The organism is Micrococcus sp. ACRRV (genome assembly GCF_022346985.1).
Classification (GTDB): Bacteria; Actinomycetota; Actinomycetes; order Actinomycetales; family Micrococcaceae; genus Micrococcus; species Micrococcus porci.
Map to the genome: position 1 here is coordinate 1 of NZ_JAKRNH010000120.1, position 6,926 is coordinate 6,926.

General features: G+C 75.0%; 5 protein-coding genes. 1 reads left to right on the forward strand and 4 read right to left on the reverse strand.

The features are described from left to right. Positions 1 to 135: 135 nt before the first annotated feature. Positions 136 to 3,513, forward strand: coding sequence for an HAD-IA family hydrolase (locus MHY29_RS10570; protein ID WP_239241083.1), 3,378 nt, complete (start codon positions 136 to 138; stop codon positions 3,511 to 3,513). A 12-nt stretch (positions 3,514 to 3,525) separates the two neighbouring features. On the opposite strand, the gene MHY29_RS10575 is transcribed toward MHY29_RS10570, so the two are convergent. From MHY29_RS10575 to MHY29_RS10590, 4 genes are all read right to left on the reverse strand, one after another. Next, a complete protein-coding gene (locus MHY29_RS10575; RefSeq protein ID WP_239241085.1) occupies positions 3,526 to 5,181 on the reverse strand; it encodes a hypothetical protein in 1,656 nt (551 codons plus the stop codon). A gap of 45 nt (positions 5,182 to 5,226) precedes the next feature. Next, on the reverse strand, positions 5,227 to 5,634 hold the full coding sequence (locus tag MHY29_RS10580; RefSeq protein WP_239241087.1) for a hypothetical protein: 408 nt from the start codon (positions 5,632 to 5,634) through the stop codon (positions 5,227 to 5,229). Positions 5,635 to 5,741: 107 nt separating this feature from the next. Beyond that, the gene (locus tag MHY29_RS10585; protein WP_239241089.1) at positions 5,742 to 6,332 is read right to left on the reverse strand and encodes a hypothetical protein; all 591 of its coding nucleotides are present in this window, start codon (positions 6,330 to 6,332) and stop codon (positions 5,742 to 5,744) included. 21 nt (positions 6,333 to 6,353) lie between these two features. Beyond that, the coding region (locus MHY29_RS10590) for a hypothetical protein (protein ID WP_239241091.1) at positions 6,354 to 6,926 on the reverse strand (573 nt) is incomplete at its 5' end.

Genomic DNA, 6,926 nt, shown 5'->3' on the forward strand with positions numbered 1-6,926 from the left:
CTTCCCCGCGGGCGCCGCCCCGCCCGTAGGCTGGGCTTCAAGCATTCCCGGCCGGCGACGGCGCCCCGGAACCGCCGTTCCGGCGCGTCCAACGCGCCCGCACACCCCGCCTCCGAGAGCAAAGGCCTTCCTCGCGTGACGCAGACCCTCACCCCCGTGGACCAGCAGGACCGCAACGCCCGCCGCCACCGCCTCCGCCGCTACCGCGCGGTGATCTTCGACATGGACGGCGTCATCACGGACACCGCCGGCGTGCACGCCGTGGCGTGGAAGGAGCTCTTCGACCAGGCCCTGCCCGCCGTCGGCGCGCTGGACGCCAACCGGGCCGCCGTCGCCGCCGACCCGGGGGTCCTGCGCCCCTTCGACCCGGAGGCCGACTACCTGCACCACGTGGACGGGCGCCCCCGCGAGGACGGCGTGCGCGCCTTCTTCGCCTCCCGCGGGCTCACCGTGCCGGAGGTCGACGACGCCGACGCCCCCGTCGACCTGACCGTGCTCGCCCTGGCCGAGCGCAAGCAGGGCTTCTTCGAGAAGGTCCTGGAGCGGGACGGCGTGCGCGTGTTCCCCGAGGCCACCGACCTGCTGGAGAAGCTGCGCGACAAGGGCGTGCCCGTGGCCCTGGTGACCTCCTCCAAGAACTCCCGCGCCGTCCTCACCGCCGGCGGCGTCCTGGACTACTTCCCCGTGATCGTGGACGGGCACACCGCGATCGAGCGCGGCCTGCCCGGCAAGCCCGACCCCGCCATGTTCTGGGAGGCCGCCCGCGAACTCGGCGTCGACGTCGCGGACGCGATGGTCCTCGAGGACGCCGTCTCCGGCGTGAAGGCCGCCGCGGACGGCCGGTTCGGCCTCGTGATCGGCGTGGACCGCGAGCACGGCGAGGGCGGCAAGCCCCGCCTCAAGGACGCCGGCGCGCACATCGTGGTGAAGGACTACGGCACCCTCCGCCTGGCCGACCGCACCACCACACCGTTCGACGCCGCCTGGGTGCTGCGCTGGGACCACTTCGACCCCGCCACCGAGGGCACCCGCGAGGTCCTCTGCACCCTCGCCAACGGCTACTGGGGCACCCGCGGCTCCATCCCCGGCACCCGGATCTCCGACGTGCACTACCCCGGCACCTACCTGGCCGGCGTCTTCAACCGGCTGACCTCCATGGTGCAGGGGCGCCAGGTGGAGACCGAGCACATGGTCAACATGCAGGACTGGACCCCGCTGCAGGTCATCCCCGCGGGCGGCAGGCCGCTGATCCCGGGCGAGGAGACGCTCCTGGACTACCACCAGGAGATGGATCTGCGCCGCGGCGTGCTCTCCCGCTCCATGCGCTTCGAGGACGCCCAGGGCCGCATCACCACCCTGCACACCCGCCAGTTCCAGTCCCTCGCGGACCGCCACCTCGGCGCCATCGAGCTGACCGTGGAGGCGGAGAACTGGTCCGGCGACCTGGTGGTGCGCACGCTCGTCGACGGGCGCGTGGCCAACCTCAACGTCTCCGACGACCGCACGCTCGCCAACCAGCACCTCGAGCCCGTGGCGGCGCGCGAGGTGGACGGCGAGACCCTCCTGCTGGAGACCGTCACCAGCCAGTCCCGCGTGCACGTGGCCGTCGCCGCGCGCACCCGCCAGATGGCGCCCAAGGGCCACCACCAGCCGATCCGCCGCCCCGTGGAGGGCTCGGACCTCATGGTGGGCCAGGACATCCACCTGCACGTCGAGCAGGACGTGCCGCTGGTGCTGGAGAAGGTCGCCGCCGTGGCCAACACCCACGACCACGCGCTCGCCTCCGTCGACGCGTCGGCGATCAAGAAGGTCCAGCGCGCCCAGAACTTCCGCAACCTGCTGACCCTGCACGAGCAGCGCTGGGGCATGAACTGGGACCGCTTCTCCGTGCGGATCGACCTCGCGGAGGAGCACCGCAACCAGCGCCGCTCCACCGCCGTGCTCGCCGAGGGCGAGGAGTTCGAGGCGCCCGTGTTCGAGGCCGGGCGCTCCGCGTCCGTCGGCTCCGCCGCCACGATGGGCAAGGACGGCGCCTCCCTGCGCCAGCAGCTCGCCCTGAACCTGCACACGTACCACGTGCTGCAGACCGCGTTCGGCAAGCGCCGCGACCTGGACGCCTCCGTGGGGGCGCGCGGCCTGCACGGCGAGGGCTACCGCGGCCACATCTTCTGGGACGAGATCTTCGTCTACCCCATGCTCACGCTGCGCCGCCCGGAGATCACCCGCGGCATCCTCATGTACCGCTACCGCCGCCTCAACGAGGCCCGGGCCAACGCGCAGGCCGAGGGCTGGGCCGGCGCCATGTACCCGTGGCAGTCCGGCTCGGACGGCCGCGAGGAGACCCCCGCCGAGCTGTGGAACCCGCGCTCCCACATGTGGATGCCGGACAACTCCCACAACCAGCGCCACGTCTCCCTGGACATCGCGTACTCCGTGCTGAGGTACATCGAGATCACCAAGGACGCCTCCTTCATCTCGGACTACGCCGCCGAGATGCTCGTCGAGATCTCCCGGTTCTTCACGTCCATGACCCTGCACAACGCGGAGACCGGCCGGTACGAGATCCACGGCGTCATGGGCCCGGACGAGTTCCATGACGGCTACCCGGAGACCCCCGGCTCCGGCCTGCGCAACAACGCGTACACCAACGTGCTCACCTCCTGGGTGCTCTCCGAGACCGCCCGCCTGCTGCGCTGGCTGGACACCCTCGACGACGGCCTGCCGGAGGTCATGGAGGTCACCGAGGAGGAGATCGCCCGCTGGGAGGAGATCGCCGCCAAGCTCACCGTGCCGTTCTTCACCGAGGGCCCCGAGGCCGGCATCCTGGCGCAGTTCGAGGGCTACCAGGACCTGCTCGAGTTCGACTGGGAGGGCTACCGAGCCAAGTACGGGAACATCGGCCGCATGGACCTGATCCTGCAGTCCGAGGGCGACGCCACCAACCGGTACAAGCTCTCCAAGCAGGCCGACACCCTGATGCTCCCCTACCTGTTCTCCGGTGCGGAGCTGGAGCAGATCCTTGGCCGCATGGGCTACGAGCTGCACCAGGAGGCGCTGGAGCGCACCGTGGAGTACTACGAGGCGCGCTCCACCCACGGCTCCACCCTGTCCCGCCTGGTGCACGCCTGGGTGGCGGCCCGCACGGACCCGGACCGCTCCTGGGACCTCTTCACCGAGGCGCTGGAGTCCGACCTGTCCGACACCCAGGGCGGCACCACCCGCGAGGGCATCCACCTGGGCCTGATGGCCGGCACCGTGGACACCGTCATCCGGTGCTACTCCGGGCTGGAGACGCGCGACGACGTCGTCCGCCTGGACCCGCGCCTGCCGCGCCAGCTGCCCGGCGCCCGGTTCACCATCCGGTACCACCAGCAGCCCGTGGTCATCCACATGACCCAGCGGGACGTCACGGTGACGGCCGGCGAGGGCATGTGGCACGAGGTGCCGATGGTCATCGCGGGCCGGGAGCACACGCTCGAGCCCGGCGGTGAGGTCACGGTGGCGCTGGGCTGAACCAGCCCGCGCTCAGGGGGTCAGCACGCACAGACGCCGGGCCAGGCAGGCCGCCGCGCCCACGAGGAGGAGGGCGACGCCGGCCGCCGTCGCCAGGGGGCCGGCGCCCGCCAGCAGCAGGGCGGCAGGACCGGAGGCCAGCACCAGGGCCAGCAAGGCCGTCAGCATCCCCTCCCCGACTCCGCCGTCCGCGGTACGCGGCGGGGGCAGGAGGTGGTCCGCCAGGACCGTGCCCCCCACTCCGCCGAGCACCAGGGCCGGGGCGAGCCCCCCGACCGGCGGCCACACCAGCACGGCGGCGACCCCCGCACACACCCCGCCCAGCAGGGCCGGACCCAGCAGCGCCAGCATCCAGCCCCGCACGGTGACCCCGAGCGGGGCGCCGAGCTCCACGGCCTGGCGCAGGTGCCGGCCGAAGCGGTGCCGCCCGAGGTCGCCGTGGGCGGTCTCGCCGAGGGCCACACCCACCATGGTCAGGCCCAGCACGAGCACGGTGTGGACGGCGCCCACGGGGTCGCCCTCCAGCAGCGGCGAGTGCGGCAGCCCCGCCAGGGAGGCGTCCAGTCGGCCCACGCCCACGGCCCGGGCCCCGGCCGCGGCCCCGACCACGAGCGCCAGACCCCACAGCACCCGACGCTCCGCGGCCCACCGGGTGGAGCCTCGGCGTTGGCGCCACAGCATCCACGCCCAGGAGAGCGCACCGCCGCCGGGCGCGGACCGCCGGCGCAGGCGGACGGGGTCGGCCGCCGCGAGCGGGAAGGAGCGGGCACGCAGGCGGCGGCGCCCGGCGGCCACCCCGACCAGGGCGAGGACGAGGAGCAGGACGCCGCCCGCCAGCAGCACGACTCCGTGCTCCTGCCCCGGCACCGCGGTGACCGGTGAGACCTCCCCCGGGCGCCGGCCGGGTCGGCTGGCCGCTCCCGCAGCCAGACGGCCGAGCCCCGCCCCCGCGAACGCACCGAGCGCCGCGGCACCGACGCCGACGGCCAGGACCCCGGGCCCCCCGGCGCGAGGTGGGCGGGAGGCGACGGCCAGGGACACCGCCGACGCGACGGCCGTGAGGGCCACGGGCAGCAGGACCAGCAGCGCCGTGCCGGCCGCCCACCACGGTGAGGCGTCCGACGCCGTGCTGAGGCAGGCCACGAGAACGCCCGCCCCCACGCACGTCCACACGGTGCCCGCCGTGAGCAGTCGGGGCAGCGCGTAGACCGCGTGCACCAGGGTGGCCGGGACGTCCAGGGCGCGGAAGTACGGGATGTTCGGATGGCCGGAGACGGTCTCCCGCTGCCGCCCCACGGCCTCCGCCAGGATCACACCTCCCAGGGACAGCCCGCACAGCAGCGGCAGGACGGTCACGGACAGCGCCTCCAGGGTCCACCCCGGGGGCAGCACCAGGGCCGTGAACCGTGCCCCGGCGAACGCCGCGAGCACCAGGAGCACCGGCCCGGCGACCGCCGCGGCCGTAAGCAGCAGCCGCGCCGAGCGCAGGGACATGCGCAGACCCAGGGAGGTGAGGAGCTCCGCGCAGCGCAGGTCCGCCAGCAGGCTGAGGCGACGGCGCGGAGTCGGGGCGGGAGCGGCCCGTGACCACCCCGCGTCCGGGGCCGGGACGGGCCGGGGGACGGCGTGATGGCCGGTCCCGACGGGGGCGGCGAGGGTGGTGCTCATGGGCGGGTCCTCCGTCCGGGGGCGCACGGCCCGGGGTCGGTGCGGTCAGTGGAAGCGATGGGCGGTGCGCTCGGGCACCTCGGCGGCCTCGGCGCGCTCGGGTCCACCGAACAGGGCCGCGACCACGGCGGCCAGGGCCAGAAGGCCGCCGAGGATCACGATGATCCGCACCGGGAACACGTCGAGGGCGTCGGTGAACAGGACGCCGAAGCCGAACAGGCCCAACGCGGGGAGCACGGCGCTGGACGGGCGCTCGATGCGGGTGACGGGCAGCACGGCCCCCAGGAGCGGGGCCACGGCCGCCACCGCGGCCGCCGTCAGGACGATCCCCCGCTGGGTGGAGCTCAGGGCGGCCGGCAGCACGCCGCCCCAGAGGAGGGCGGCCAGGACGCCGAGGCCCAGCAGGCCGACGGCGCCCAGGGCGATGCGCAGATGGGTGGTGGTGAGACGCATGGTGTCCTCTCAGACGGGCCGGGTCCTCCGGCGGGGGTGGTGTTGTGAATCTAGGGGGCGCCGCGGCCGGTCACTACGCCCGTTCGGGCATCCCGGGGCCGCCGGCCTCAGAAGGCGACGCTCAGGGCGGACAGCAGCAGCACCGTGGCGGCCGCGGCGACCCGGCGGGGCGCCGATCCGGTGGGGAGCTGGCCGCGCAGCAGGGCGACCGCGGCCGCGGAGGCCGCCACCGCGATCCCGAGGCGCACGGGCACCGGCGCCAGGGTCCCCGTGAGGAGGGCAACCCCGTGGACGGACAGCAGGGTGCAGCCCAGCGCCAGGGTGTGCGCCCCGACCACCGAGCCCGGCGCGGGGGCCAGGGTGTGGCGCTCGAGGAGGCGGGCCGTGGACACGTACAGGGCGAACACGATGACGAACGCGACCACCGCGAGCACGCCGGTGACGCCGAGCGCCAGGTCCACGAATCCGCCGCCGGCGTCGGCCCCGGCCTCCGCCGCGATGCGATCGCGGGTGGCCTCGAGGATGGCCGGCAGGCGCAGGCCCGCGACGGCGCACACGGCCAGGTACACGCCCCAGGAGACGACGCCGCGGGTGCGCGGTCCGGCGGGGGCGTCGGCGCCGGGCACGCCGGGCCGGGGGGCGGAGTGCTCGGGGAAGCGCAGGGCGGTGACGGGCAGGGCGGGGGACGAGCTGGACATGGGAGGTCCTTTCCTGGGGGGTCAGCGTCCCGAGACCACGAGGTGCTCGACGACGCCGGCGGCGGTGATGAGGAGGAGGGCGCACCCGATCAGCAGGCAGGCCGAGGGCAGGGCGCCGAGATACCGGGAGAGAGGGCCCGGGACGACGTCGGCGTCGCGGGGACGCAGGAGCGCCGCGGCCAGGGGCACCAGGCCGGCGACGGCGGCCAGCAGCACCCCCGCGAACTCGAGGGGCGCGTAGAGCACCGTGGCGCCGACGGCGCCCTCCCAGCCTGCCGCGTCGAGGGCGAGGCGGAGGGTGGCCCCCACCCACACGCCCACGAGGGGCAGGGTGACGGCGGTGAGGGCCCCGCCGGTGACCACGCCGCCGAAGACCAGCAGGGCGGCGCCGAGGTTGCGGCCGAGGATCCCGGTGAGCGTCCAGTCGGCGTCGGAGGTGTGCGGGCCGCCCAGGAGCCCGGCCGGCAGGGACCCGGCGGCGGAGTGGCCGACCGCGGCGCCGGCCAGGGCGAGGAGCGCAGCCAGCACGGCAGCGAGGGCCAGGACGCCGGGGCGGGGCCACGGCGGGGTGCAGCGGGCCCGACGGTGTGGGGT

Bases quoted from the DNA above. Each gene is read 5' to 3' on its own strand.
- MHY29_RS10575 (WP_239241085.1), bottom strand. From the start codon at position 5,181: ATGAGCACCACCCTCGCCGCCCCCGTCGGGACCGGCCATCACGCCGTC.
- MHY29_RS10580 (WP_239241087.1), bottom strand. From the start codon at position 5,634: ATGCGTCTCACCACCACCCATCTGCGCATCGCCCTGGGCGCCGTCGGC.
- MHY29_RS10585 (WP_239241089.1), bottom strand. From the start codon at position 6,332: ATGTCCAGCTCGTCCCCCGCCCTGCCCGTCACCGCCCTGCGCTTCCCC.